The organism is Chenggangzhangella methanolivorans (assembly GCF_042648545.1).
In the GTDB taxonomy this organism is placed as follows: domain Bacteria; phylum Pseudomonadota; class Alphaproteobacteria; order Rhizobiales; family Methylopilaceae; genus Methylopila; species Methylopila methanolivorans.
Map to the genome: position 1 here is coordinate 536,430 of NZ_JBHRXS010000006.1, position 23,567 is coordinate 559,996.

The window sequence follows — 23,567 nt, forward strand, 5'->3', positions numbered from 1 at the left end:
GGATGAGCAGTATGCCGCTAGCGAGCATGACGGGATTCGCCCGCGCGTCCGGCGCGCTTGGCCGGGCGCGCTGGGTCTGGGAGTTGCGCAGCGTCAACGCCAAGGGGCTGGACGTGCGCCTGCGGGTTCCGCCGCATTGCGACGAGGTGGAGCAGGCGGCGCGCGCCGCCGCGCAGGCGCGGCTGAAGCGCGGCTCGGTGCAGGCGACGCTGACGCTGGAGCGCCCGCAGAGCGAGACCGAGGTGCGGGTCAACGAGGCGGCGCTCGCGGCCGTTCTGGCGGCCGCCGAGGCCATCGCGGCCCGCGTGCCGGGAGCCGGCAGCCCGAGCGTCGACGCGATCCTTGCGCAGCGCGGCGTGGTGGAGTTCGTCGAGGCGGAGGAGACGGCCGACGAGCGCGCCGCGGTCGCCGGCGCCGTGATCGCTGATTTCTCAGGCGCGCTCGAGGATCTGGCCGCCGCCCGCGCGCGCGAGGGCGCGGCGCTCGAGGCGGTGCTCGCCGAACGCCTCGCCGCCATCGAGGATCTGACCGCCAGGGCCGACGCCTGTCCCGCCCGCACGCCGGAGGCGGTGCGCAAACGGCTCGCCGAACAGGTCGAGGCGCTCGTCGGGACCGGCGTCGGGCTCGATCCAGACCGGCTGCACCAGGAGGCGGCGCTGCTTGCGACCCGCGCCGACGTGCGCGAGGAGATCGACCGGCTCGCCGCCCATGTCGAGGCGGCCCGGGCGCTCATCGCCGAGGGCGGGGCGGTGGGACGGCGGCTCGATTTTCTGGCGCAGGAGTTCGGCCGCGAATCGAACACGCTCTGCGCCAAGTCGAACGACCGCGGCCTCACCGCGATCGGACTGGAGCTGAAGGCCGTGGTCGAGCAGTTCCGCGAGCAAGTGCAGAACGTGGAGTGACCGGCATGGCGGATCCCGCGACCACCCCCGCCTTCGCCCGACGGGGCGTGATGCTGATTCTCTCCTCGCCCTCGGGCGCGGGAAAGTCGACGCTGACCCGGAACCTCATCGAGTCGGATCCGCTGGTCGAGCTGTCGATCTCGGTCACGACGCGGGAGAAGCGCGGCAGCGAGATCAACGGCCGGCACTACCATTTCATCACCCGCAAGCGCTTCGACGAGATGCGCGACGCCGGCGACCTGCTGGAATGGGCCGAGGTCCACGGCAACTGCTACGGCACGCCGCGCGAGCCGATCGAGACCGCGCTCGCCACCGGCCGCGACGTGCTGTTCGACATCGACTGGCAGGGCACCGAGCAGGTCCGCGAGAAGATGGCGGCCGACGTCGCCACGGTGTTCGTGCTGCCGCCCTCCGCCGAGGAGCTGCGGGCGCGCCTGGAGCGCCGCGCAGAGGACACGCCCGAGGTCATCGCCCGGCGCCTGCGCAACGCCGCGGTCGAGATCGCGCATTGGGAGGAGTACGACTACGTGGTCGTCAACGACGACCTCGACCGCTGCTTCAAGGAGATTCGCGCCATTCTCGACGCCGAGCGCTTGAAGCGCCTGCGCCGGCCTGCGATCGGCGTCTTCGCCAAGGGCCTCGTCGAGACGCTCGGCCAGACTCTGCTGTGAGCGCGGCCGGCGACGGCGCCGACGACGCGCGGGAAGAGGATCTGAGGCTCGTCCATGTCGAGCGGATCAAGCTCTCCGCGACCTTCTTCAACACGCTCGCCTCGGGCTGCGTGCTGGCCGGGATTGTGATCCCTGCGGCCTCGATCCTGGTCGGTCTCGCGCCGAACGGGGCGCATGTGTCGGGCGGTCGCCTTATCTTGAGCGCGGGGATTTGGCTTTTCAGCGGTGCGGCACTACATTTCTTCGCAAGACGCTTGCTTGGAGCCATCGCACATGACGGCTGAGACCTACCTGCTTTATGTCGCGCCCCTGATGCTGCTCGGATTCGGCGCGGCCATGTACGCCGTGCTGTCGGCGATGGACGCGCGCCAGCAGGAGCTCAAGCCCGTCCGCGTCGTCTCGCGCCGCCGGGACATCCGGCGCTAAAGCGTTTCCTAACTTGCGCTGATCCGTCCCGCTTGGTCATGCCCGCGCCTTCGTGCGTGTATCCACGACTTCGACGTGGACCGCGACCATTCCAGAGCGTGACACGATCGCTTGAGCTCGCTGCGTCTCGCGCGGGGGCGAGGCGGCGGTTCGGTCGGAAGCCGTCCGGCTCTCAGGCCGATCGCCTCAATCGCTGAAGGTCGCCGTCATCGTGATGTCGAAGATCGAACAGGTGGTGTCCGGGTCCATTCGGTTCTTATTGAACCAGTAGCGAAATTCGGTCTTGCCCTTTTCGACCTCGAACACGCGTGTCGAAGCGAGATTCACCGCATAGCTCAGCGCCGGCCCCGGGGTCCCGACGATCGGAGGGACCCGCATCGCGAGCCGCACCGATCCTCCACCGCCGACAGGCGGCGCGCTCTTACCCTTTGAGACGACCGCGGTCAGGTCGATGACGCCGACATCGCCCTGCGTGTAGCTGGGATAAGCGCACTGCATCGAACCGTTCAGCAGGACGGTCGCGACGCCGCTCCTCGGCGCTTTGACCACCACATTCTGAATGTAGAGCGGCATGGTTTCGCTGGGGCCGAAGCTGTAGACGCAGCTGCCGTCGCCCGGGGGGCAGCTGCCAGACTTGAAAACCAGCGTTTCCGCCGCCGCCGGCGCGCAGGCCGTGAGAATGGCCGCCACAGTGGGCCAAAAAACCGATCGCTTGCGCATGTCGACCTCCGCCTGAAGGCATGGACGGTCGCCCAGCGCGGATGTTGCCGCTATTCGGAGAACTACCTACTCGGATACGTCTCCGACCGGTGAAGTCGCGGTTTAGAGCGCCGCCCGCCGCGCGCGGGCGAGCGCCACGAAGCCTTCCACCGGAATCTCCTCGGCGCGCCGCGTGGGCTCCAGCCCCGCGGCCTCCAGCAGCGCGGTCGCGTCGCCGAGGCTTTTCAGGCTCTGCCGCAGCATCTTCCGGCGCTGGCCGAACGCGGCCTGCGTGACGGCCTCGAGATCGCGCACCGGGCAGGGCAGGGGATTTTCGCGCGGGGTCAGGCGAACGATCGAGGACGTGACATTGGGCGGGGGCGTAAAGGCCTCGCGGCGCACGTCGAAGGCGATTCTCGCCTCGCAGCGCCATCCGCACAGTACGCCGAGCCGCCCATAGGCCTCGTCGCCGGGCTCAGCCACGATCCGCTCGGCGACCTCGCGCTGAAACATCAGCGTCAGCCCGTCCCAGAACGGCGGCCAGCTCTCGGTCGCGACCCAGCCGGTGAGCAGCGGCGTCGCGACGTTGTAGGGCAGGTTCGCGATGACCCGCGAGGGGCCCTCGCCCGCAAGCGCGGCCATGTCGACTTCGAGCGCGTCGGCCTCGACGATCTCGAGCCGGCCCGGATAGCGCTCGGCGATCTCGGTCAGCGCGGCGATCGCGCGCGAATCCTTTTCGATCGCCACCACCTTGGCCGCGCCCTCGGCGAGAAGCGCCCGCGTCAGCCCCCCGGGGCCGGGGCCGACCTCGATCACCGTCACGCCCTCGAGCCGTCCGCCAGTGCGCGCGATGCGGCTCGTGAGGTTGAGGTCCAATAGAAAATTCTGGCCGAGCGACTTCTTCGGCGCGAGCCCGTGGCGCTGGATGACGTCGCGCAGGGGCGGCAGGTCGTCGATCTGGCTCACGCGAGGGCGGGCTCCCGCGCCATGCGCGCCGCGAGCCTCAGCGCGGCGAGGAGGCTCGACGGGTCGCCCGCGCCCGTGCCGGCGATGTCGAACGCCGTGCCGTGGTCAGGCGAGGTGCGCACGAAGGGCAGGCCGAGCGTCACGTTCACCGCCCTGTCGAAGGCGAGCGTCTTCACCGGGATCAGCGCCTGGTCGTGATACATCGCGAGCGCGGCGTCGTAGCGGGCGCGCGCGGCGGCGTGGAACATGGTGTCGGCGGGATGAGGGCCGGTGGCGATGATGCCTTCGGCCTTCAGCCGCTCGACCGCCGGCGCGACGATGGCGTCGTCCTCATGGCCCAGCACGCCGTTTTCTCCGGCGTGAGGATTGAGGCCGGCGACCGCGAGGCGCCGCGGCCGCTCGATGCGGAAGCGCCGGCAGAGGTCGCGCGCCACGATCTCGCCGGTCGCGACGATGTCATCTTCGGTGAGGCGCTCGCAGGCCTCGCGAAGCGGCATATGGACCGTCACCGGCACGACCGCGATTTCTTCGGCCCAGAGCAGCATCACAGCCCGGAACGGCCGGCCCCAGAGCGTTTCGGAAAGCGCGCCGAGATATTCGGTGTGGCCGGGATGCGGAAAGCCGGCCTCGACCAGCGGCGCCTTGGCGATCGGCAGCGTCACGAGCGCCGAGCAGCGCCCGCCATGGACAAGTTCGACGCCGAGGCGGATCGCCTCGATCACCGTCTTCGCGTCGGCCGAATTCGGCTTGCCTGGCTCGGCGACGCAGCGTCCGACGGGCGTGACGGGAAAGCGGTCGGCGAAGACCGCCGGCGCGCCTTCGGGCTCGACCTCGGCGATCGGCGCGTCGATGCCGACGAGCCTGGCGCGGGCCGCGAAGGTCGCGGGGCAGCCGAGGACGGTGAAGGGCGGCGTAGAGAGGCGGTCGCGGTCGCGCCAGAGCGCGAGGGCGAGTTCGGGGCCGACGCCGGCCGGCTCGCCCATCGAGAGCGCGAGGGGGCGAGTCAGGGCTCCCTCGCGGCTCATGGCGTCAGCGACGCTCGATGACCGCGCGGGTCCGAAGCTGGGCGAGGTACTTGTCGGCCTGGGCCTGCGCCTCCTTCGCGCCGACCTCCTCCATCACCTGCGCGCGCAGCGACGAATCGTCGGCGATGTCCTTCTTCTCGCAGACCGCGATCATCTCCCAGCCCTGGTCGCCGCGCTGCGGATCGGTGAGCGCGCCGAGCTTGGTCTTGTCGAGGATGTCGGTCATCTCCTTGCCGAGCTGGCCGCTCGACCGGATCACCGGATCCTTGACGGCGACGTCGCGCAGCTGGCCGGCGAACTGGACGGCGCCGTCGCAGCCGGGGAAGCGGCCGCGCGCGCCGACGGCCTCGCTGCGGCGCTGGTTGGTCTGCGCGTCGCTCGCGCCCTTGGGCACCACGAAGATGATCTGGCGCAGCGTGTACTGCGTGGACTTGTTGCTCGCCGTCGCGCCGCGGCTGCTGAGCGCCGCCGTCACGTCGCGGTTGGCGTATTGGGCGGCGTATTTGCGGCGGATGAACTGCGCCCAACTGATCTCGGCCTTCAGCCGGTCCTTCAGCGTCTGAGCGGTGACTCCGCGCTGGCCGATGGCCTTGGTGAACTGGTCGACCGAGAGCTTGGTGCGGGAGGCGATCGAGGCGTAGGCCTGGTCGACCTGGGAGTCGCTCGCCACCATGTTGTAGCGCTTAACCTCGGCGAGCTTCAGCTTCTCGTCGATGAGTTCGTCGACCGCGCTCTTCTCGGGCTTGCCGCCGCCGAGCTTCGCGAGCGCGTTGCGCGCCGCGACCTCGCTCGACAGGATCGGCTGGCCGTTCACCACGACGGCGATCGACTGCGCCGAGGCGGGGGCCGAGAAGGCGACGACGAAAGCCGCAGCCGCCGGCGCGAGAAGGGAGAGGGCGCGGGACCGCCCCGCAACACGCAACTTCGATGACATCGCGACCCTTGTATGAACGGCGCTCGGGCGGCGCGGAAGACGAGACGCGCCGTTTTTCCGGCCTCAGCCGCGCCCCGTCAACATGCGCGCCGCCACGATCACGGGAGAACGGGGCCGATTTGAGCCGAAGCCGCCTTTTTGCGGAGATGGATCCTTCGGATCAGAAGCCGCTCTGATCGTAGTTGTCGCGGGTGCTGCGGTTCTGCGTCGAGGCGCTCGCGCTGCCGAGCGTGCGCAGGTCGACCCGCAGCAAGAACTTGTGATCGACGTCGTTGAGCTTGATCGAGTCGCTCGAGTTGTCGACTTCGCGGATGTAGGTGAAGCCGAGCGCGAGGCACTGCATGATGTCGTCGATGCCGAAGCCGACCTCGGTGCGGTCGAACACCTTGAAGTCGAAATTGTAGCGCGCGCCGCCTTCGACATAGACGTCCGGCGTCACATACACGCGCCCGCCGGTCAGCACGCCCTCGCGGATCGAATCATAGCCCTGCAGCGGCTGCTGATCGTAGCGGCCGTAGATCACGTTGGCCTGGAACCGGTCGAAGTTGGCGCGGGCGGCGATCTCGGCCGAGCGCAGCTTGAAATTGTCCTCGTCGAAGCGGAAGTGGCTGCCGAACGAGAGGTGCTGGTTGGGCGCGAAGGTCGCGCCCGCGACGTAGTCCGAGCGGTCGGTGTCGAGGCCCGAGTCGAGGCCGGTCCGTGTCGCGTCGATGGCGTCGTACGAGTTGCGGCCCCACAGGTGATAGGACTGGCCGACGATCGCCGAGAAGGTGGCGCCCGTGTCGGACGTGAAGGTGTAGCGCGCGCCGACATTCGCGCGGCTGCCGCCCTCAATGCGGTCGTAGCCCGAGAACTTGTTCCACGAGAACAGCGTGCTGTCGTCGTAGATCAGGCTCTGCGCGTCTTCGTTCGGCAGCTTGCCGATCTGGCCCTCGTTCGGCCGCAGGATGATCTGGGCGACCGGCTCGATCTGATGCGCGCCATTGGCGCTCTCGGCGATGAACGGGAAGCGGTATTCGAGGCCGACGCCCGCCATGCCGCGGAACAGCGCGTCCTGCCGGGCGTCGAGGAACGGGCCCATGCGCGGGTCGGTCTTCGGATCGGTGTAGATCAGGTCGCCGCGCATGAAGGCGAAGGGCGTCCAGACCTGGCCGATCGGGTCGATGAACTGGCGGCGCCAATGCATGTCGCCGGAGATGCGGCTGTAGGTGCCGGCCGCGCCCACGAGCGCGTTGTCCTGACGCGGACGCATGCGGTAGCGCGCGAAGTCGGCGTCCTCGCGATAGACGCTGGTGGCGTTCAGGTTGAACGCCAGCTCGCCGCCCGCGACCGGGTCCTCGAACACGTAGTTGTAGTCGATGACCGGGCCGACCCAGGGCAGCTTGTCCTGCTGGTCGTAGCGCGTCATGCCGTAGAACGAGTAGGCGCGCATCTCGAACCAGCTGCGGTCGCCCTGGCCGGCGAGATAGACCGTCGAGGTCGCGTCGTAGCGCGAGCCCCAGAGGTTGTAGTCGCCGCGGACCCACTTGTCCGAAACGGCGTTGATGTCCCAGCCCCAGGACCACTTGTCGTTGATCCAGAAGTCGCCCTTGGTCGAGACCGCCCAGCGGTCCTTCTTGTCGCCGGGGCCGACCGTGAGGCCGCCGTCGGGCGCGGGCGAGCCGTCGGGCTTCGTCAGCGGCACCTTGTCGGCGAATTCGCTGGTCTTCAGCTGGTGGATGCCGGCGCCGCGGATCGAATAGGCGCCGTCCATCAGCTGTTCGCGGTACTCGCCCTTCAGCATCACGCCCTGCTTCGAGCTGAAGACCGGCGCGAGGGTGAGGTCCGAGGTCGGCGACAGGATCCAGTAATAGGGCGTCTCGACCGCGACGCCGACGTCGCCGGAATAGCGCGCGGTCGGCGCGAGCACGCCGGTGCGGCGCTTCACGGTCGGGTCGGGGCTCGAGAAGAACGGCAGCCAGGCGATCGGCAGGCCGAACAGCTCGAAGGTGGCGTCCTCGTAATAGATCGTCTTCTCGTCCTGGCGCCAGATGATGCGCTTGGACTTGATCTGCCACAGCGGCGGCTTGGACGGGTTCTCGCGGCAGGGCTCGCAGGCCGTGTAGACGCCGCGGTCGAACACCATGACGTTGCCGTTCTCGCGCCGGCCCTTGGCGGCGGCGAAATGGGTGCGGTCCACGGTCTCGAGGCGGAGCGGCTCGACGAAGCCGTCCTTGAAGTTGTCCGTGACGTCCATCGACTCGGCGTAGACGACGTCGCCGGTGCGCTCGGTCATCTTGACCCGGCCGACCGCCTTCACGCGGTTCGCCTTCTGGTCGTAGATCACCTTGTCGGCCTGCAGCGCGCGGCCGTCGTAATAGATGTCGACGCCGCCCACCGCCGTCACGACCTCACGGTCGTAATCGTAGACGAGCTGCTTGGCCTCCATCAGCATCTTGGCGTTGGGGTCGTTCTGCTTGGCCGCCTTGCCCTTGAGGCCAGGTCCCGGCGCAAGCGGATTGGGAGCGTGCGGCCCGCTGAAGGACTTCGGGCGGGTCGGCAGCAGCTGGTCGATGACGGGAATGCCGACCTCGGCCGCGCTCACGGGCGCAGCCGTCGCCATCAGCGCCGCGGCGACGCCGAGCGCGACCGGCCGGATCAGCCGGACGGGGCGCAAACCGAGCGTCAACCGCCTTCCCGATCCCACCGAAACCTCACGCTTACGAGCCTGCCGAAGGCAGCGACGGACGGCGCCCATTCACGAGCGCGCAGAGCACCCGTCGCCCCCGAACCATCGGCGGCAACCGGGCAGAGATAAAGCACGAAGCCCGCGGCTGCGCCATCGCCAAAAACGCGTGGCGGGTTTCCGTCGCCGCAACGCGGCGAACGTTGAAAAAACGCATCGGAGCTTGCAGTTCGAGACCTTTCCTTCGCATCGCGCTCCGCCGCGGCCGGCGCGAAACCGGCGCGCCGACGCATCGCGGCAACAGGGGCCCGATCGCGGGTCCGGGGGAAGAGTGTCTCAGAGGCGCGTTTACGAGGCGTGACCATGCGGACCGGCGCTGCTGAAACGCGCTTGCCTCCCCTGATCGCCGCCCAGCCTGCCGTCATCCGCCGCCCGATTCGTCCCCGTCGCGGCGTCTCGACTCGGGTTGCAGTCCGACCGGCGACGCGCTCTGCGCCACATGAGACGCGGCCGTCGCCTGTTGCAAGCGGCGGCGAGGCTTCGGGCGCGCCCTTGCGCTGGAAGATGAGCGGCCTGTCGTATAGATGAGACACCGCACGCCCATTTCCCGGCGCGGCCCGCAAGCCGCGAACACGCCGCGCCCGGCCGCAACCTGCGAGGATCTTGCAACCGATGTCGAAGTCCCAGGAGCCGGCGGCGGCCCAGCCCGCGCCGCTGAAGATCGCCTTCCAGAAGCTGACCGCGTCCGCGAGCGGGGTGGTGGTGGCGCTGACCGGACCCGATCTCGCCTTCGGCTCCGCGACCGCGGCCTGGACCGAGCCGGTCCACGACACGCTGCTGCGCGCCGCCGCCAGCGACCGCTTCAAGGCCAAGGCCGGAGCGTCGTTCGAGCTGCTGGCGCCCGCGCTGCCCGGCGTCGACCGGCTGATCGTCGTCGGCATCGGCGACGGCAAGGAGCCGACCGACTGGGTGAAGCTCGGCGGCCAGATCCGCGGCAAGCTGCCGGCCTCGGCCGAAAACGTCGTCGTGCTTCTGGAGGCCGCGAGCGGTCAGGCGGCGGACGCGGACGCCGCCGCAGACCTCGCTCTGGGCTTGAGGCTCCGCAGCTATTCGTTCGACACCTACAAGACCAAGAAGAAGGACGACGACGCCGGGCAGCTCGCGAAGGTCACGATCGCGGTCGCGGACGAGAGCGCGGCCAAGAAGGCCTGGAAGTCGAAGGAGGGTCTCGCCGAGGGCGTCGAGATCGCCCGTACCCTCGTCAACGAGCCGCCGAACGTCCTGACGCCGACCGAATTCGCCATGCGCGCCGGAGAGCTCTCCAAGCTCGGCGTCGCGGTCGAGGTGATGGGCGAGAAGGACCTCAAGAAAGCGGGCTTCGGCGCGCTGCTCGCCGTCGGCCAGGGCTCCCAGCAGGAGAGCCGCGTCGTCGTCATGAAGTGGATGGGCGCCAAGGACAAGGACGAGCAGCCGATCGCCTTCATCGGCAAGGGCGTGATCTTCGACACCGGCGGCATCTCGATCAAGCCGGGCGCCAGCATGGAGGACATGAAGGGCGACATGGCGGGCGCGGCCTGCGTGGTCGGCCTCATGCACGCGCTCGCCTCACGCAAGGCCAAGGCCAACGTCATCGGCGCGATCGGCTGCGTGGAGAACATGCCGGACGGAAAGGCCTATCGCCCGGGCGACATCCTCACCTCGCTGTCGGGCCAGACCATCGAGGTGATCAACACCGACGCCGAAGGCCGCCTCGTGCTCGCCGACGTGCTGTGGCACGTGCAGGAGATCTACAAGCCGAAGTTCATGGTCGATCTCGCGACGCTCACCGGCGCGATCCTGGTCGCGCTCGGCGTCGACAACGCCGGCCTGTTCTCGAGCGACGACGAGCTCGCCGAAAACATCTTCAAGGCCGGCAAGGCGGTGGGCGAGCCGGTGTGGCGCATGCCGCTCGGCCCGGAATACGACAAGCTGATCGACTCGAAGTTCGCCGACATGAAGCAGACCGGCGGGCGCCACGGCGGATCGATCACCGCGGCGCAGTTCCTGAAGCGCCACACCAACGGGACGCCCTGGGCCCATCTCGACATCGCCGGCACCGGCATGGGGTCGCCCGCGAGCGACATCAACCGCAGCTGGGGCTCGGGCTGGGGCGTGCGCCTGCTCGACCGTATGGTTGCGGACGCCTACGAGAAGTGAAGCGCTGTTCCGGACCGGCGGCCGTGCGTCGCCGGTCCGGGACGTTCAGGGACCGGTTCCGCGGATGCTGCGTTCGTGGATGATGGCCAGGATGAGAACACCGGGCGGGCGCTCCTCATAATAGATCACGTGACGGCCATGCTCGAACCGGCGCGCGCCGCGGCGGGCTGCGTCGGCGGCGCGACCCATCCGTGGTTGTTCCGCGAGCGTCGCGCAACACGCCAAGAGCTGATCCACATAGGTCAGCGCGGCGGTTCGGCCGAAGGCCTCGGCCCCGTAAACGTAAAGATCCCGAAGATCACGCTCGGCTTGCGGGGCCAGAGTCCAATCAGTCACGGTAGGTTCCGCGCTGCTTCAGAATGCGGTCGCCTTCCGCGATGATCTCCTCGATGGTCCGATCGCCCGGCCCCGAAGCGCTCGCCTCGGCGAGTCTCTGCTGCAGCTCCTCCAGCGTCATGCGCGGCTCCCGCCGCTCGCGCTCGCGGCGGACGAGGTCGCGCATGAAGTCGCTGGTGCTGGCGTAGTCGCCTTTGGCCGTCTCGGCCTCGATCCATTCCTTCATCGCGTCGGGCATCGAGAGCGTCATCGTGGCCATCGAGATCCTCCTGACATCGCGCTTGTGATTTTATCACAAAATATCACAAGCGCGGCGGCTCAACTGTTGCTGACGCGGACGCGCCGATGGCGCATGGTCGGTCCACGATGACCGAAGTCCTGTTCTATCACCTCACCCGGCAGCCGCTCGACAAGGCGCTGCCGTCCCTGCTCGAAAAGTGCCTCGAGCGGAACTGGAACGTCGTGGTGCAGGCCTCTGCGCCAGAACGTGTTTCGGCGCTCGACGACGCGCTCTGGACGGTCTCGGACGAAAGCTTCCTGCCGCACGGCGCCGGCCCGGACGGCGCTGACGAGCCGATCTGGCTGACCGTCACGGACCAGAACCCCAACAAGGCTGCGGTGCGCGTGCTGGTCGACGGCGCCGCGCCGCCGGACCTGTCGGGCTACGAGCGCGCGCTCGTGATGTTCGACGGCCATGACGGCGAGGCGCTCGACGCCGCCCGCGCGCAGTGGAAGACCCTGAAGGCGCAGGGTCACGCCGTCACCTACTGGAAGCAGACCGACGACGGCCGCTGGAAGCGCGAGGCCTGAGCGGCGCGCCTGTTATGGCGTCACCAGCCCGTCCATCCGCACCACCTCGAAGTTGCGTCCGGCGACCTGACGAAGCTCGTCCAGAAGCCGTCCGCTCTTCCAGCGATCGTCGGGCGAGCCGGACAGGAACCAGTCGCTGCCGTTGTCGGCGACGAACATCCCGTAGGTCCTGAGCGCCTTCAGGATCGCTTTCGTCTCCCGGCTGAAGCCGTCTGGGACGGCGTAGGACGCCTTCAGCCGCACCCGCATGCCCATGGGGCGAGGTCCGGGTCCGTGTCGGACGACGCCCAGTGGGTGGCGGGCGGCGCATAGGCGCGGCGCGAGCGTGAGACGGTGAAGCGCAACGCGTGACGGATCGCGCCGGCCGGGGCCTCGTCGTAGCGCACGAGGCCGGGAAAGATCGGCAGTCCCGCGGCGTCGGCGCTGGTCCATCCGGGCTTGGCGGTTGGCCGGACGTCGTTGGAGTCGAGGTGGAAGACGGCGCCGGAGTCGGCGTTCCAGCCGCCGTCGTCGCGCTTGAACGCGCGGTAGAGCTCGTAGAGCCGGTCGTTGTCGCGGTCGATCACGATCACATGGCGGTCGCCGCCGAACGGCTTGCCGTTCGGTTTCCAACCCTCGATCCGCGCTTTGGGCGGAATGGGGAAGGGGCCTTTGTCGCTCTCGTCGCCGTAGGCCTTGTATTTGATCCTGACCTTCGGCCGGTCGCCCGAGACGACCACATAAGGAATGCCGATGATCGCGCCGGCGTAGGTTCCGCGGCCGAAATCGGGATGGAGCCCGCGATCAAGGCCGATCGAGGCGATGATGCGGTCGGAGTTCGGATCGACGGGGTCTCCGGAGACGTCGCGATTCCAGGCGTTGTCGGCGGGGAACGGGATCGCGCCGTTGAGGCTCGCGCCGACGCCGAGGGCCGCGCCCTCCATCGACCCGTACCGAGGATCGGCGGCGGCGGGAGCGCTCGCCAGCGCGAGGCCGAGCGCAAACAGAGCCTGGAACCGCGTCATCGGATGCGCCCTCCCGTGTCGGCCTTCGGCCTCGGCCATTGTGATCCCGTCGCGAGCGCGCGCAAGCGTTGACCGCGGTCGCCCATTGTTGTCATTTGATCATCATCGATTGCCGACGGGCTCGGCTGAGGCGCGAAGGACGGGGGACGAGCCAGATGGGCTTCAACTTCAATCCGATCGATGCGGTGAAGAACGTCGCGTCCGGCATCGGCGACGTCGCCGAAGGCGGCGCGCGGGCGTTCGAGAGCGCCGTCGACACGGCGCGAAGGGCCTCGATCTCCGACATCGGGCATACGGTCCTCGACGTGGCCGGCATGGTTCCGGTGGTCGGCGAGGCGGCCGACCTCGCAAACGCCGGCTGGTATGCGGCCGAGGGCGACTTCGCCAACGCCGCGCTATCGGGCGCCGCCGCCATCCCGTTCGCCGGAAACCTCGCGACCGGCGCCAAATGGGTGAAGCGCGGGGTCGAGGTCGCCGATCATGTCTCCGACGGCGCGAGGACCGTCGATCACGTCGCGGACGCCACGAGAACGACCGAGCGGGCGGTCGACGGCGGCAGGGCCGCGCCGCCGCCGGCGGGCGGAGGCGGAGGGCCGGGCGGGCCGAACGGCCCGGGGGCGCCTGGCGGCGGACCGAACGGACCGGATCTCAACGGCATCTCCTATCGCAGCGACCTGCCGCAGCATCTGAGGGGACCGGACGGCTTCAAGGGCACGCGGCTCAACGGAACCCACAACCAGGACGTCGCGATCGCCGAGGTCACGGCGAAGAACTTCCAGCCCACCGTTCGCCCGACCGGGACGAAGGGCGTCAACGAGGTCGAATGGAAGGTGCCGGATCCGAACAACCCCGGCGAGACGATCACGCGATCGAAGACCACCTACGACCCCAAGGTCTATGACGACCAGACGATGCTCGACATGGCGCAGGGCGCGGGCGAGCAGGGCTGGGCGAGACATCTCGACGGCGAGCAGGGGCCGTTCCCCGTCACGCAGGACGGCGTGAACTTCAACGTCCACATCAACACCGACCCGACGACCGGCGCGGCCTATGTCGGCAACGTCCATCCGGTTCCATAAGGCGGAGCGGCGCCCCATAACCATGGCCATGACGCTCGACGCCAGCTACCACGCGGCCGTCTTCGGCGGCTTCGCGCCGCAGGCCGATCAGGACGCCGCGATGAAGCTCGCCTTCAACGCGGTTCTGATGAGCCACCGGCTGCGCGACCTCCGCGACATGCTCGACCCCGCGACCACGACGTCGGGCCTCGGCGGCGAGCCCGGCTGGACGATCTCCTGGGGAACGCCGCGCGGGGAGCGCGACCGGCCCGACGCCGTCGTGCTCGCCGAGGTCGATCCGGACGATTTCGCGCTGGCGCATCCCGTGACGCGCATGCGCCGCGACGCCTTCCTCGACATGGTGGCGCGCGGCCTCGCCGAATATGAGGCGCGAGGCCCCGGCCAGCGCGGGGCCGCAGACCTTCCCGCGCTGAAGGCGGCGCTCGCCGAGGCGCAGGCGGCGACCGCCCGAGCGGCCTGAAGCCGCGTTCCCATCTGCGTGTGGGCGCCCTCGCAGCCGCGCGGCCGCCGCCTAGTTACGCGCGCATGTCGTACCGCGCCGCCTGTCGTTCCGCCCTCGTCCTCGCCGTGCTGGCCTCGTCTGCGATCGCGCAGGAGGGCGCGCCGCCGAAGGGCGGCAATCCGGCCGCGCTGCCGGCGGACGTTTCCGCCAAGGCCACCGTCGCGACGGCCGACGACACGCTCGCTTACAGAGTCGGCGTCGAGCAGGTGCCGCTGCACGATCCCAAGGGCGAGAAGGTCGCCGAGATCGTGGTGACGACCTACACGCTCGATCGCACCGACGCCGCGACGCGGCCCATCACCTACGCGTTCAACGGCGGCCCCGGCGCCTCTTCGGCCTGGCTCAATTTCGGCGGGCTCGGCCCGAAGCGGCTGCCCTTCGGCAACGCCGGGAACACGCCCTCCGACCCGCCGGCGCTGATCGACAACGCCGAGACCTGGCTCGCTTTCACAGACCTCGTCTTCGTCGATCCGGTCGGGACGGGCTACAGCCGAACCGCCGGCGGCGGCTCGAGCGAGCGGTTCTGGTCGGTCGACGGGGACGCCGAGACGCTGTCGCGGATCGTCGCCAAACACCTCGCAGCCAAGAACCGGCTAATGTCGCCCGTGTTCCTCGCAGGCGAAAGCTATGGCGGTTTCCGCATTCCCCGCATCGCCCGCGAACTCCAGGGCCGCGACGGCGTCGGCGTGCGCGGCCTCGTCGCCATCTCGCCGGTGCTCGATTTCCGGATCCGGCAGGGCGAGCCGACCTCGCCGCTGCCTTACGTCAACGTGCTGCCCTCGTACGCGGCCGCCAAGCGCGAGCGGGACGGCGACCGGGAGATTTCGCGCGAGCGTCTCGCCGACGTCGAGGCCTATGCGACAGGCGCGTTCATGGCGGACCTGATGAAGGGCCCGCGCGACAAGGAGGCGGTAGAGCGGCTGGTCGCGCGGGTCTCCGACCTCACCGGGATCGACCGCGAGCAGGTGCGCAGGCAGGGCGGGCGGCTCTCGATGCGCAGCTTCGCGCGCGAGCTCCACAGGGGCGGAGACCTTCAGGGCTCGCTCTACGACGCCAATGTCACGGCCTTCGACCCCGATCCGTTCTCGCAGCGCGGCTCGTTCGACGACCCGATCCTCGACGGCGCCCGGGCGCCGCTGACCCGCGCGGCGGTCGACTTCTATTTCCGCGAGATGGGCTACCGGGTGGATCGCCGCTACGAGCTGATCGCCGCCGACGTCAACCGCTCCTGGAAATGGGGGTCGGGCGTCGACGCGCCCGAGTCCATGACGGCGCTGCGCGAGGCGCTCGCCTCCGACCCGAAGCTGCGCGTGCTGGTGACGCACGGCGCGACGGATCTCGTGACGCCCTACATGGAATCGAAGATGGCGCTCGATCAGCTGCCCGCCTTCGGCGACCCGACCCGCGCGGCGCTGAAGGTCTATCCGGGCGGCCACATGTTCTACACCCGCGACGCCTCCCGCGCCGCGCTCATGCGCGACGTGAAGGCGCTCTACGAGGCGGCGTCGAAATAGGCGGCGGGCGTCACTTCGTCGGGTCGAACTCGACGCCGTCGCCGATCGCCTCGATGGCGGGGCCGATCTTGGCCGGCGCGCGCCGCCAGACTGTCTTGTAGTCCTTCGCGTCCTGGTCGATGCGCCCCTTGGCGTCGCTCATCTTGCCCGACAGATAGTTGATGCTGACGACCTCGACCTCGCCCGAGTTCCGCTGGGTGTCGTCGCGGTCGTAGCCGACCAGTTCGAGCGTCCCGCCCTTCAGGCGGAACGTGTAGGAGATGTTCGACATGCCCCAGCCGCCGGCGTTGGCGAACAGGGAGATCGCGACCTTCACCGCCCCGCGCGCGATCGAGAGGCCGCCGTCGGCCGAAAAGGCGTCGTCGATGTTGGGCTGGTCTCGCCTGGGTATGAGCGTCGCGTTCTGGACGGCGAGGCGGTAGCCGCCGTCGGTCGCGAGCGCGACGCCGAGGATGCGCGGATTGGTGTCGATCTCGTCGCCGCCGATCCCGTCCTTGTTGTCGATGACGAGCTTCGGGTCCGCGCCGTGCAGCACGAAGGCGGCGTCCGGCTTGCCGTCGCCGTCGAGGTCGCCTGCCGCCTTGGCCTCGACCGTCCAGCCCTGCGGCGCGAAGCCCTCGACCGACGACGCGGCCGCAGGCAGCGTCGGGATCGCGGCCGGCGGCGGGTCGTCCCAGGCGATCGCCGGGACGACGGCGGCGGCGAAGATGAGGGTGGAGGCGGCGAAGGCTGCGCGCATGACCTCGGATCCTCAGCGTGTCGTCAGGCCGCCTCTGCGGCCTGAGCGGCTGGCGGCGCGGACGGGACCGCGACGCGGTTGCGATAATAGGCGTTCGGCCGCACGCCGCCGAGAAGATAGCTCCACAGGCCGAAGGTCATGAACAGCGCGATGAACCATCCGGGCGCGTAGGACGGAATCAGCACCCAGAGCCCGGAAAGATCCATCCCGTTCTTCGCGAACATCGCCGCCTGACCTGCGATTGGGGACACGAGCCCGACCAGAAACTGGATCCCGAAGCCCGCCACCGTCACGGCCGGCGTCGCGCGGGCGCGGGCGAGCGTCATCACGAAGAAAACCACGCACAGGATCGAGAAGGTGAGGCTCGGGATCAGGAAGATCAGCGACGCGATCCTCATCGACTCCGACGGCGAGAAGAGCGCGTCGGCGAGCGGTTCGAGCCCGCTGACGCCGACCCAGGCGAGAAGCGCGAGAACGCCGAGCACGAACGGGATGGCGATCCATCCGGCGACGATCGTCAGCGCGAGTAGGCCGCCGCCCATCCGGCCGTGCGGCCACGCTTTCCTGCGCGCCTCGTCGAGTGGCTTCCAGTTCTTCGCCATTGTCGGCTCTCCGGGCGTGTCTGGTGCTCAGGGCGCGGTCATTTCGATCCGTGGTTCGAACGTCAGCCCGACGACGATTCCGAGCGACGCCGTGGCGAGAAAGATCCAGCCGGAGGCCGCGCCGATAGCGACGCCCGCGATCGCCTCGCCGGTGATCGCGCCGAGCGCCGTCATGGCCGAGAGCCCGAGCAGGAAGCCGCCGACGAGCATCGCGGCGCCCTCGCGAAGCGTGAAGCCGGCGATCGCGAAGCGCCCCGAGGACAGCGCGGCGGCGAACGCCCCGGCGATGAAGCCGGCGAGGATCACCACATGCTGGTTGAGTCCGAAGGCCTCGAGCGGAACCGCGATCCCGCCGACGCCCTCGCTGAGGCCGGGAAGCTCGGCGGGCGCGAGGCCGATCGCGGTGGCGAGGACGCGCGCGAGCGTCGCGCATTCGGCGATCAGGCCGAGCGGCTCGCCGGCCGCATAGCTGACCGCGACCAGCGCGCCGAGCAGCGCCCCCGCGGCCCATGCAGGCCATGGCGAGACGAGGAGGCGATCGCGAAAGGAACCGGCGGTTTCGCCCTTCGGCCGAAACCGCCACAGCGCGGCGGCCATCAGGACGATCGCGGCGATCTGGAAGGCGAGGGCGCCGAAATATCCGGTGACTTCAGGCAGCCAGAACCCCGGCGCGCCCGAGACCGCGAGATCCCAGGTCCACGGCCACAGCGCGACGCCGGCGGTGAAGCCCGCGAAGGTCGCGAGCATGGCGGGGAGGGCGATCAGCGAGCCTTCGGCGAGGCGGCGCATGTGCACCATCACGCCGCCGCGCGCGATCACCGACGCGACGCCGAAAAGGAAGCCCGCGACCGGCAGCAGCCAGTGAACGGGTCCGATCCGGGCGTGTTCGGGCGCCTCGAGCCCCAGCGCGCCGAGCGTCCCGAGCGTCAGCGTGGCGGCCATGGCGAGCGCGGCGAGAAAGCCGAGGAGCTGGCCGGCGTCCTTCAGCTGGAGGAGGTCGCGCCAGGCGCGCACCAGCGACAATTCTCCGCGCTGGAGCGCGACCCCGAAGGCGACGCCCGCGACCAGCGCCCAGCTGCGATCGCCGAAGCCGCCGTCAAGAATCGCGAAGAGGCCGGCGACCGACAGGGAGAACGCGAAGACGAGAAGGCCGAGCCCCGGCCGCGGCTCGGAAAGCCGCTTCCAGAAGAGCGGCCGCGTCGTCACGCGGCGGCGGCCTCCTCAAGCTCGGCGCTCGCGCCGAGCCAGGTCTCCTCGGCCTCGGCGAGCGCCTTGGTGAACTCGTCGCGCCGCCTGCCGAGGGTCGCGGCCTTTTTGGGCTCGTTCGGGAAGCCGCCGGCCGCCTCGAGCTCGCCGTCGATCTTGGCGATCTCGGCCTGGCACTGGCCCATCAGCTCCTCGAGCGAGGCGATCTTCTTCTTGAGCGCACCGACGTCGACCCGCTTCGGCGCCGGCTCGGACGACTTGCCCGTGCCGCCGCCGGCGTTCTTCGAGGCGCGGCCGGAGCCGTCGGCGGAGAGGATGTATTTGCGATAGTCGTCGAGATCGCCCTCGAAGGCGCGCACGCCGCCGTCGGCCACGAGCCACAGCCGGTCGGCGGTGGCGTCGAGCAGGTGGCGGTCATGGCTGATCAGGATGACCGCGCCCGAAAACTCGTTCAGCGCCTGCGCGAGGCTCTCGCGGCTGTCGATGTCGAGATGGTTCGTGGGCTCGTCGAGGATCAGCAGGTGCGGGCCGTGGAACACCGCCAGTCCGAAGGCGAGCCGCGCCTTCTCGCCGCCCGACATCTTCTCGACCTTGGTGTCGGCCTTGAGGCCCGAGAACCCGATCTGCGCCACCTTGGACCGAACCTGCGCGTCGCTCGCGCCCGGCATCCGCTGGCGGATGTGGTCGTAGGCCGAGCCGTCGAGATTGAGGTCCTCGACCTGATGCTGGGCGAAGAAGCCGACCTGCATCCGCTCGGACTTCGACAGCCGCCCGCCCTGCGGCTTCAGTCGATCGGCGAGCAGCTTGGCGAAGGTTGACTTGCCGTTGCCGTTCGAGCCGAGCAACGCGATGCGGTCGTCCGGGTCGATGCGGAGATCAAGCTTCTTGAGGATCGTCAGATCGCCATAGCCGGCCGAGACGCCGTCGAGCGCGAGCAGCGGCGGGGCGAGCTCCTTCTCGGGCTCGGGGATGCGGAACGGCACCACCGAGCGCTCCACGATCGCGTTGATCGGCTGCATCTTGGCGAGGCGCTTGACGCGCGACTGGGCCTGCGTGGCCTTGGAGGCCTTGGCCTTGAAGCGTGCGATGAAGGCCTCGAGCCGCGCCCGCTCTTCCGACTGGGCCTTGGCGGCCTTCTGGTCGAGCAGCAGCTTCTCGCGGCGGGCGGCGTCGAAGCGGTCGTAGTCGCCCTTCCAGAGGTTCAGCTTGCCGTTCTCGAAATGCAGGATGTGGTCGACCGAGGCTTTCAGCAGGTCGCGGTCATGGCTGATGACGAGGACGGTGCGCGGATATTTGGCGAGATAATCCTGCAGCCAGAGCGTGCCTTCGAGGTCGAGATGGTTGGTGGGCTCGTCGAGCAGGAGAAGATCGGGCTCGGAGAACAGAACCGCGGCGAGCGCGACGCGCATCCGCCAGCCGCCGGAGAAGTCCGAGCAGGGCCGCTGCTGCGCCGCCTCGTCGAAGCCGAGGCCGGACAGGATCTTGGCCGCGCGCGAGGGCGCCTCATAGGCGTCGATGTCGATGAGGCGGGTGACGATGTCGGAGATGCGGTGCGGGTCGGTCGCGGTGTCCTGCTCGGCGAGCAGCGCCGCGCGCTCCTTGTCGGCGGCCAGCACCACGTCGATGAGTGCTTCGGGTCCGGAAGGCGCCTCCTGCGCCACGCGGCCGAGGCGCGCGGATTTCGGATAGGTGATCGCGCCGTCGTCGGGCTGCATGTCGCCGGCGATCAGCTTGAACAGCGTCGTCTTGCCGGTGCCGTTCCGGCCCACGATGCCGACGCGCGCGCCTTCCGGCACGGCGACGGTCGCGCCGTCGATGAGGGTCCGGCCGGCGATGCGGGCGGTGAGGTCGTTCACGTGGATCATGGCGGCGTTCTTGTGCAGCCGACCGCGCTGCGCTGCAAGAGGACGGGTCGCCGCGAGCGCCGATTACGAAAGCGTGATCAGGTTGTCGTCCGACTGACATGGCCCCCGATGCAATTGGAGCCGTTCCAATTCCAAAGTCATCGGGGACTGCCTAAATGACCGACCACAACGCGCCGCGCGCTGAGGAGCCGATCCTCGACGAAGAGGCGACCGGCATCGACCGTCCGGGCCTGCACGCCGCCGCCGGCGAGCGTCCGAAGAACGAGCACTTCGGCGAAATCATCGCGCGCAACATCGAGCGCCGATCCTTCCTGCTCGGCGCCGCCGCCACCGTGCCGGTGCTGATGACCGCCAAGCTGCCGGGCCTCTCGAACGAGGCGCAGGCGGCCGAGACCGCCGAAGACGCGATCGAGGCCGCGGCCGGCAAGAAGGCCGACAAGCTCTCCTTCACCCCCATCCAGCCGACCCAGGCCGACGCGATCGTCGTGCCGGAAGGCTATGAGAGCCAGGTGCTGATCAGCTGGGGCGACCCGCTGTTCGAAGGCGGGCCGGAGTTCGCCGCCGGAAAGCAGTCGGCCGAGTTCCAGGCGCAGCAGTTCGGCTTCAACTGCGACTTCGTCGGCTACTTCCCGCTCGAGGACGACAAGAGCGGGCTGCTCGCGGTCAACCACGAATACACCACCGGCACGGACATGTTCCGCGACTACGCGCCGGGCGTGAAGAAATTCCAGGCCGACGTCGAGATGGCCGCGCATGGCGGCTCGGTGATCGAGATCAAGAAGTCGGGCGGCCGCTGGTCGGTCGTGAAGAGCGAGAAGTACAACCGCCGCATCACCGCCGAGACCGAGATGAAGATCACGGGGCCGGCGGCCGGCCACAAGCTGATGCGCACTAGCGCCGACCCCAAGGGCAAGACCGTCTACGGCATGCTGAACAACTGCTCGGGCGGCAAGACCCCCTGGGGCACGTGGCTCACCTGCGAAGAGAACTTCAACCAGTACTTCGCCAACGCCGCCCTCGTCGAAAACGAGGAGCTCAAGGCTCTCCACGCCCGCTACGGCGTCTCGACCGGCGCGACGGGCCGCCAGTGGGAGAAGTTCTACGACCGCTTCGACACCGTGAAGGAGCCCAACGAAGCCAACCGCTTCGGCTGGGTGGTCGAGATCGACCCCTACGACCCGACCTTCGTTCCGAAGAAGCGCACCTCGCTCGGCCGCGCCAAGCATGAAGCCGCGACCTGCATCCTCGCCAAGGACGGCCGCGTCGTCGTCTACACCGGCGACGACCAGCAGTTCGACTACGTCTACAAGTTCGTCTCGAAGGGCAAATTCGACGAGACGAACCGCAAGGCGAACTTCGATCTGCTCGACGAGGGCGTCCTCTACGTCGCCAAGTTCCATGACGACGGCACGGGCGAATGGCTCGAGCTGTCCATGAACAACCCGGTGCTCGCCGGCCAGTTCAAGAACGACGGCGAGATCCTGGTGAAGACGCGCCTTGCGGCCGACGCCGTCGGCGCGACCGCGATGGACCGTCCGGAAGACTGCCAGCCGAACCCGGTCACGGGCCGCGTCTACCTGACCATGACCAACAACTCGGCCCGCACCACGCTTCGCGAGGACGCCGGCGAGGTCAAGGCCAACCCGCGCGTTCCCAACCCGAGCGGCCACATCATCGAGGTCGACGAGGCCGAGGGCGACCACGCCTCTACCGCCTTCGAGTGGCGCATCTTCCTGCTCTGCGGCAATCCCGAGATCGACCTCAAGACCAAGCAGAAGCAGCTGAAGCCGGGCCTCGACTCCAAGGCGACGTTCTTCGCCGGCTACGCTGATCCGGCCGCGCTTGGCAAGGTCGGCTCGCCCGACAACATCGCCTTCGACGGCGAGGGCAATCTCTGGATCGCGACGGACGGCCAGCCTTCGAACGCCGACATCGGCAATCCGAACGACGCGCTCCACGTCGTCCCGACCCAGGGTCCGGACCGCGGCTATCTGCGCCAGTTCCTCTCCGGCCCGAAGGGCTGCGAGGTCTGCGGTCCGGAATTCTCGGACGACTTCAAGACGCTCTTCGCCGCGATCCAGCATCCGGGCGAGGGCGGCGGCTTCCCGAACACGATCAGCCGCTGGCCCGACGACAAGCCTTACGCCCGTCCGGCGGTGATCGCGGTCAAGAACTCCAAGGGCAAGAAGATCGGCCGCTGAGGCCGGGCGAGCTCTTCAGCCATGCAAAAAAGAACCCCGGCCGCCTCGCGCGGCCGGGGTTTTCTTATGTCCGTCGGGACCGATCCTCTCCTCAGACGACCGAGTCCAGGATCTCCTTGAGCGACGTCCTGAAGCTGTCGCGCATCTCCGCGATACGCGCGCCGACCGCCGCGGCGTCGAACTCCGCCGCCGCCTCCATGATCGCGGCCCGATTCCTGGGCGTCTGGGTGAAGCTCACGAGCAAATGCTCGTGCCCGATCTGCTTGAACAACTCGCCGATCTTGGACGCCCGATCGGACGTGGAGTTCACCGTGCCGATGCACGGCGCCCCGCGTTTCAGCGCGATGATGCACCCGTGATAGCGGGAGCTGACGACGACGCCAGACCCGTCGATCTGCTCGCACAGCTCAGACATCGTCGTCAGCCTGGCTGTCGGCGAGGCGGGGAAGGTGTCGAAGACGCCTGACGCTTCGTCGGTCGCCGGGAACATGCTGACCACGAGGTCGTCGGGCGCCAGCTCCGCCTCCAAGAGCGTGTAGACCTGACGGTAGCGGTCGGTCTGCTTGCGCGGAATGACGGTCAGCCGGCCCGGCCGCGTCGGCGCCGGCGCGGCGTCCAGGCGCGGATCGGTGAGGATCGGATCGTTCAGGTATCGGACGTCGCTGCGGATGCGCGAGATCATCTCGCACGAAAAATCGTCGCGTCCGGAGACCACTTCGGCCCGCTCCACCAGCGGGCGGCATTTTTCCAGCGCGTCTTCGGAGACGCCGAGGCTCAGCAGGATGATCGGGATCTTGACGCTCTCGACCCAGCTCTGGCTGTCCATCGGACGGTGGACGGACGCCAGGAGGCCGCCTCCGCCGATCACGAGAGCCGAATAGCGATTGACGACTTCGGGATCGCCGATCGCCGAAGCCGGCTCGATCCTCTGGCCGAACTCAAACTCGTAGTCGCGCTCCGCCCGGCTGTTCGACGTCGCGTCGACGCCGAGATCGGACCGGACCGCACGAATGTGGGACGCGACCGAGGACGCCTGAAATTGATCGCCGATGTTGCCGTTCTTGTAGGCTCCAAACAGCAAAACCGACTTTTCCGGCCCCTGGTCCATCGCGCATGTCTTTCATCGTTCGGGAGCGCTTCGGGTCGACGCTCTTCGTAAAGCGAAGCGTGACGCCACGCCTCGTCGTCATCCGCATTAGGTTGCGAACGAAAGCCGGAATCTAAA

At 68.9% G+C, this 23,567-nt stretch carries 24 protein-coding genes; 10 read left to right on the top strand and 14 right to left on the bottom strand.

From position 1 onward, the window contains the following. The first annotated feature begins 11 nt into the window (after window positions 1-11). Genes ACFOWB_RS13895 through ACFOWB_RS13910 form a run of 4 tightly spaced genes read left to right on the top strand, consistent with a single transcriptional unit; the run spans window position 12 to window position 1,999 of the window. Window positions 12-902: a YicC/YloC family endoribonuclease gene (locus ACFOWB_RS13895; protein WP_261402798.1), complete on the top strand. Its 891-nt coding sequence runs from the start codon at window positions 12-14 to the stop codon at window positions 900-902. Between the two features lie 5 nt (window positions 903-907). Further along, a complete protein-coding gene (gene gmk, locus ACFOWB_RS13900; RefSeq protein WP_261402799.1) occupies window positions 908-1,573 on the top strand; it encodes a guanylate kinase in 666 nt (221 codons plus the stop codon). Continuing rightward, window positions 1,570-1,857: a hypothetical protein gene (locus ACFOWB_RS13905; RefSeq protein WP_261402800.1), complete on the top strand. Its 288-nt coding sequence runs from the start codon at window positions 1,570-1,572 to the stop codon at window positions 1,855-1,857. Before gmk ends, ACFOWB_RS13905 begins: the two co-directional genes overlap by 4 nt. Next, on the top strand, window positions 1,847-1,999 hold the full coding sequence (locus tag ACFOWB_RS13910; RefSeq protein WP_261402801.1) for a hypothetical protein: 153 nt from the start codon (window positions 1,847-1,849) through the stop codon (window positions 1,997-1,999). Before ACFOWB_RS13905 ends, ACFOWB_RS13910 begins: the two co-directional genes overlap by 11 nt. A gap of 186 nt (window positions 2,000-2,185) precedes the next feature. On the opposite strand, the gene ACFOWB_RS13915 is transcribed toward ACFOWB_RS13910, so the two are convergent. From ACFOWB_RS13915 to ACFOWB_RS13935, 5 genes are all read right to left on the bottom strand, one after another. Beyond that, window positions 2,186-2,719 (bottom strand): hypothetical protein, encoded by a 534-nt coding sequence (locus ACFOWB_RS13915; protein WP_261402802.1) that lies wholly within the window; start codon window positions 2,717-2,719, stop codon window positions 2,186-2,188. Window positions 2,720-2,821: 102 nt separating this feature from the next. Continuing rightward, a complete protein-coding gene (rsmA, locus tag ACFOWB_RS13920) occupies window positions 2,822-3,664 on the bottom strand; it encodes a 16S rRNA (adenine(1518)-N(6)/adenine(1519)-N(6))-dimethyltransferase RsmA (RefSeq protein ID WP_261402803.1) in 843 nt (280 codons plus the stop codon). After that, window positions 3,661-4,689 carry a 4-hydroxythreonine-4-phosphate dehydrogenase PdxA gene (gene pdxA / locus ACFOWB_RS13925; RefSeq protein ID WP_261402804.1) on the bottom strand — a complete coding sequence of 343 codons (1,029 nt, stop codon included), beginning with the start codon at window positions 4,687-4,689 and terminating at the stop codon, window positions 3,661-3,663. The genes rsmA and pdxA overlap by 4 nt, the downstream gene beginning before the upstream one ends. A gap of 4 nt (window positions 4,690-4,693) precedes the next feature. After that, on the bottom strand, window positions 4,694-5,623 hold the full coding sequence (locus ACFOWB_RS13930) for a peptidylprolyl isomerase (RefSeq protein ID WP_261402805.1): 930 nt from the start codon (window positions 5,621-5,623) through the stop codon (window positions 4,694-4,696). Window positions 5,624-5,783: 160 nt separating this feature from the next. Then, entirely contained in the window at window positions 5,784-8,291 is a 2,508-nt protein-coding gene (locus ACFOWB_RS13935; protein ID WP_261402806.1) for an LPS-assembly protein LptD, read from the bottom strand. A 669-nt stretch (window positions 8,292-8,960) separates the two neighbouring features. On the opposite strand from ACFOWB_RS13935, the gene ACFOWB_RS13940 reads away from it, so the two are divergent. Then, complete coding sequence (locus ACFOWB_RS13940; protein ID WP_261402807.1) at window positions 8,961-10,484, top strand: leucyl aminopeptidase; 1,524 nt, start codon at window positions 8,961-8,963, stop codon at window positions 10,482-10,484. A 45-nt stretch (window positions 10,485-10,529) separates the two neighbouring features. On the opposite strand, the gene ACFOWB_RS13945 is transcribed toward ACFOWB_RS13940, so the two are convergent. Together ACFOWB_RS13945 and ACFOWB_RS13950 are read right to left on the bottom strand one after the other, a co-directional pair. Continuing rightward, on the bottom strand, window positions 10,530-10,820 hold the full coding sequence (locus tag ACFOWB_RS13945) for a type II toxin-antitoxin system RelE/ParE family toxin (protein ID WP_261402808.1): 291 nt from the start codon (window positions 10,818-10,820) through the stop codon (window positions 10,530-10,532). Next, window positions 10,813-11,079 (bottom strand): ribbon-helix-helix domain-containing protein, encoded by a 267-nt coding sequence (locus tag ACFOWB_RS13950; RefSeq protein ID WP_261402809.1) that lies wholly within the window; start codon window positions 11,077-11,079, stop codon window positions 10,813-10,815. The genes ACFOWB_RS13945 and ACFOWB_RS13950 overlap by 8 nt, the downstream gene beginning before the upstream one ends. A 107-nt stretch (window positions 11,080-11,186) precedes the next feature. Between ACFOWB_RS13950 and ACFOWB_RS13955 the strand changes: the two genes are divergently transcribed. Then, on the top strand, window positions 11,187-11,630 hold the full coding sequence (locus ACFOWB_RS13955; protein ID WP_261402810.1) for a DNA polymerase III subunit chi: 444 nt from the start codon (window positions 11,187-11,189) through the stop codon (window positions 11,628-11,630). A gap of 12 nt (window positions 11,631-11,642) precedes the next feature. Here ACFOWB_RS13955 and ACFOWB_RS13960 read toward each other — a convergent pair whose 3' ends face one another. Together ACFOWB_RS13960 and ACFOWB_RS13965 are read right to left on the bottom strand one after the other, a co-directional pair. Continuing rightward, the gene (locus tag ACFOWB_RS13960) at window positions 11,643-11,885 is read right to left on the bottom strand and encodes a hypothetical protein (protein ID WP_261402811.1); all 243 of its coding nucleotides are present in this window, start codon (window positions 11,883-11,885) and stop codon (window positions 11,643-11,645) included. Beyond that, on the bottom strand, window positions 11,864-12,634 hold the full coding sequence (locus tag ACFOWB_RS13965; RefSeq protein WP_261402812.1) for a hypothetical protein: 771 nt from the start codon (window positions 12,632-12,634) through the stop codon (window positions 11,864-11,866). The genes ACFOWB_RS13960 and ACFOWB_RS13965 overlap by 22 nt, the downstream gene beginning before the upstream one ends. A 155-nt stretch (window positions 12,635-12,789) precedes the next feature. Between ACFOWB_RS13965 and ACFOWB_RS13970 the strand changes: the two genes are divergently transcribed. From ACFOWB_RS13970 to ACFOWB_RS13980, 3 genes are all read left to right on the top strand, one after another. Further along, entirely contained in the window at window positions 12,790-13,713 is a 924-nt protein-coding gene (locus tag ACFOWB_RS13970; protein ID WP_378147884.1) for a hypothetical protein, read from the top strand. A 22-nt stretch (window positions 13,714-13,735) separates the two neighbouring features. Then, window positions 13,736-14,173, top strand: coding sequence for a hypothetical protein (locus tag ACFOWB_RS13975; protein WP_261402814.1), 438 nt, complete (start codon window positions 13,736-13,738; stop codon window positions 14,171-14,173). A gap of 65 nt (window positions 14,174-14,238) precedes the next feature. Next, on the top strand, window positions 14,239-15,729 hold the full coding sequence (locus ACFOWB_RS13980) for a S10 family peptidase (protein WP_261402815.1): 1,491 nt from the start codon (window positions 14,239-14,241) through the stop codon (window positions 15,727-15,729). A 10-nt stretch (window positions 15,730-15,739) separates the two neighbouring features. On the opposite strand, the gene ACFOWB_RS13985 is transcribed toward ACFOWB_RS13980, so the two are convergent. The 4 genes from ACFOWB_RS13985 to ACFOWB_RS14000 are packed head-to-tail and all read right to left on the bottom strand — an operon-like array spanning window position 15,740 to window position 20,141. Continuing rightward, a complete protein-coding gene (locus ACFOWB_RS13985; protein ID WP_261402816.1) occupies window positions 15,740-16,468 on the bottom strand; it encodes a hypothetical protein in 729 nt (242 codons plus the stop codon). A gap of 23 nt (window positions 16,469-16,491) precedes the next feature. Then, window positions 16,492-17,070, bottom strand: a complete 579-nt coding sequence (locus tag ACFOWB_RS13990) for a hypothetical protein (RefSeq protein WP_261402817.1) — start codon at window positions 17,068-17,070, stop codon at window positions 16,492-16,494. A 27-nt stretch (window positions 17,071-17,097) separates the two neighbouring features. Continuing rightward, window positions 17,098-18,276, bottom strand: coding sequence for a YeeE/YedE thiosulfate transporter family protein (locus ACFOWB_RS13995; RefSeq protein WP_261402818.1), 1,179 nt, complete (start codon window positions 18,274-18,276; stop codon window positions 17,098-17,100). Further along, complete coding sequence (locus tag ACFOWB_RS14000) at window positions 18,273-20,141, bottom strand: ABC-F family ATP-binding cassette domain-containing protein (RefSeq protein WP_378147888.1); 1,869 nt, start codon at window positions 20,139-20,141, stop codon at window positions 18,273-18,275. Before ACFOWB_RS14000 ends, ACFOWB_RS13995 begins: the two co-directional genes overlap by 4 nt. Window positions 20,142-20,296: 155 nt before the next feature. On the opposite strand from ACFOWB_RS14000, the gene ACFOWB_RS14005 reads away from it, so the two are divergent. Then, window positions 20,297-22,342 (top strand): PhoX family protein, encoded by a 2,046-nt coding sequence (locus ACFOWB_RS14005; protein WP_378147890.1) that lies wholly within the window; start codon window positions 20,297-20,299, stop codon window positions 22,340-22,342. A gap of 91 nt (window positions 22,343-22,433) precedes the next feature. Here ACFOWB_RS14005 and ACFOWB_RS14010 read toward each other — a convergent pair whose 3' ends face one another. Continuing rightward, window positions 22,434-23,450 carry a polysaccharide pyruvyl transferase family protein gene (locus ACFOWB_RS14010; protein WP_378147892.1) on the bottom strand — a complete coding sequence of 339 codons (1,017 nt, stop codon included), beginning with the start codon at window positions 23,448-23,450 and terminating at the stop codon, window positions 22,434-22,436. Window positions 23,451-23,567 lie beyond the last annotated feature (117 nt).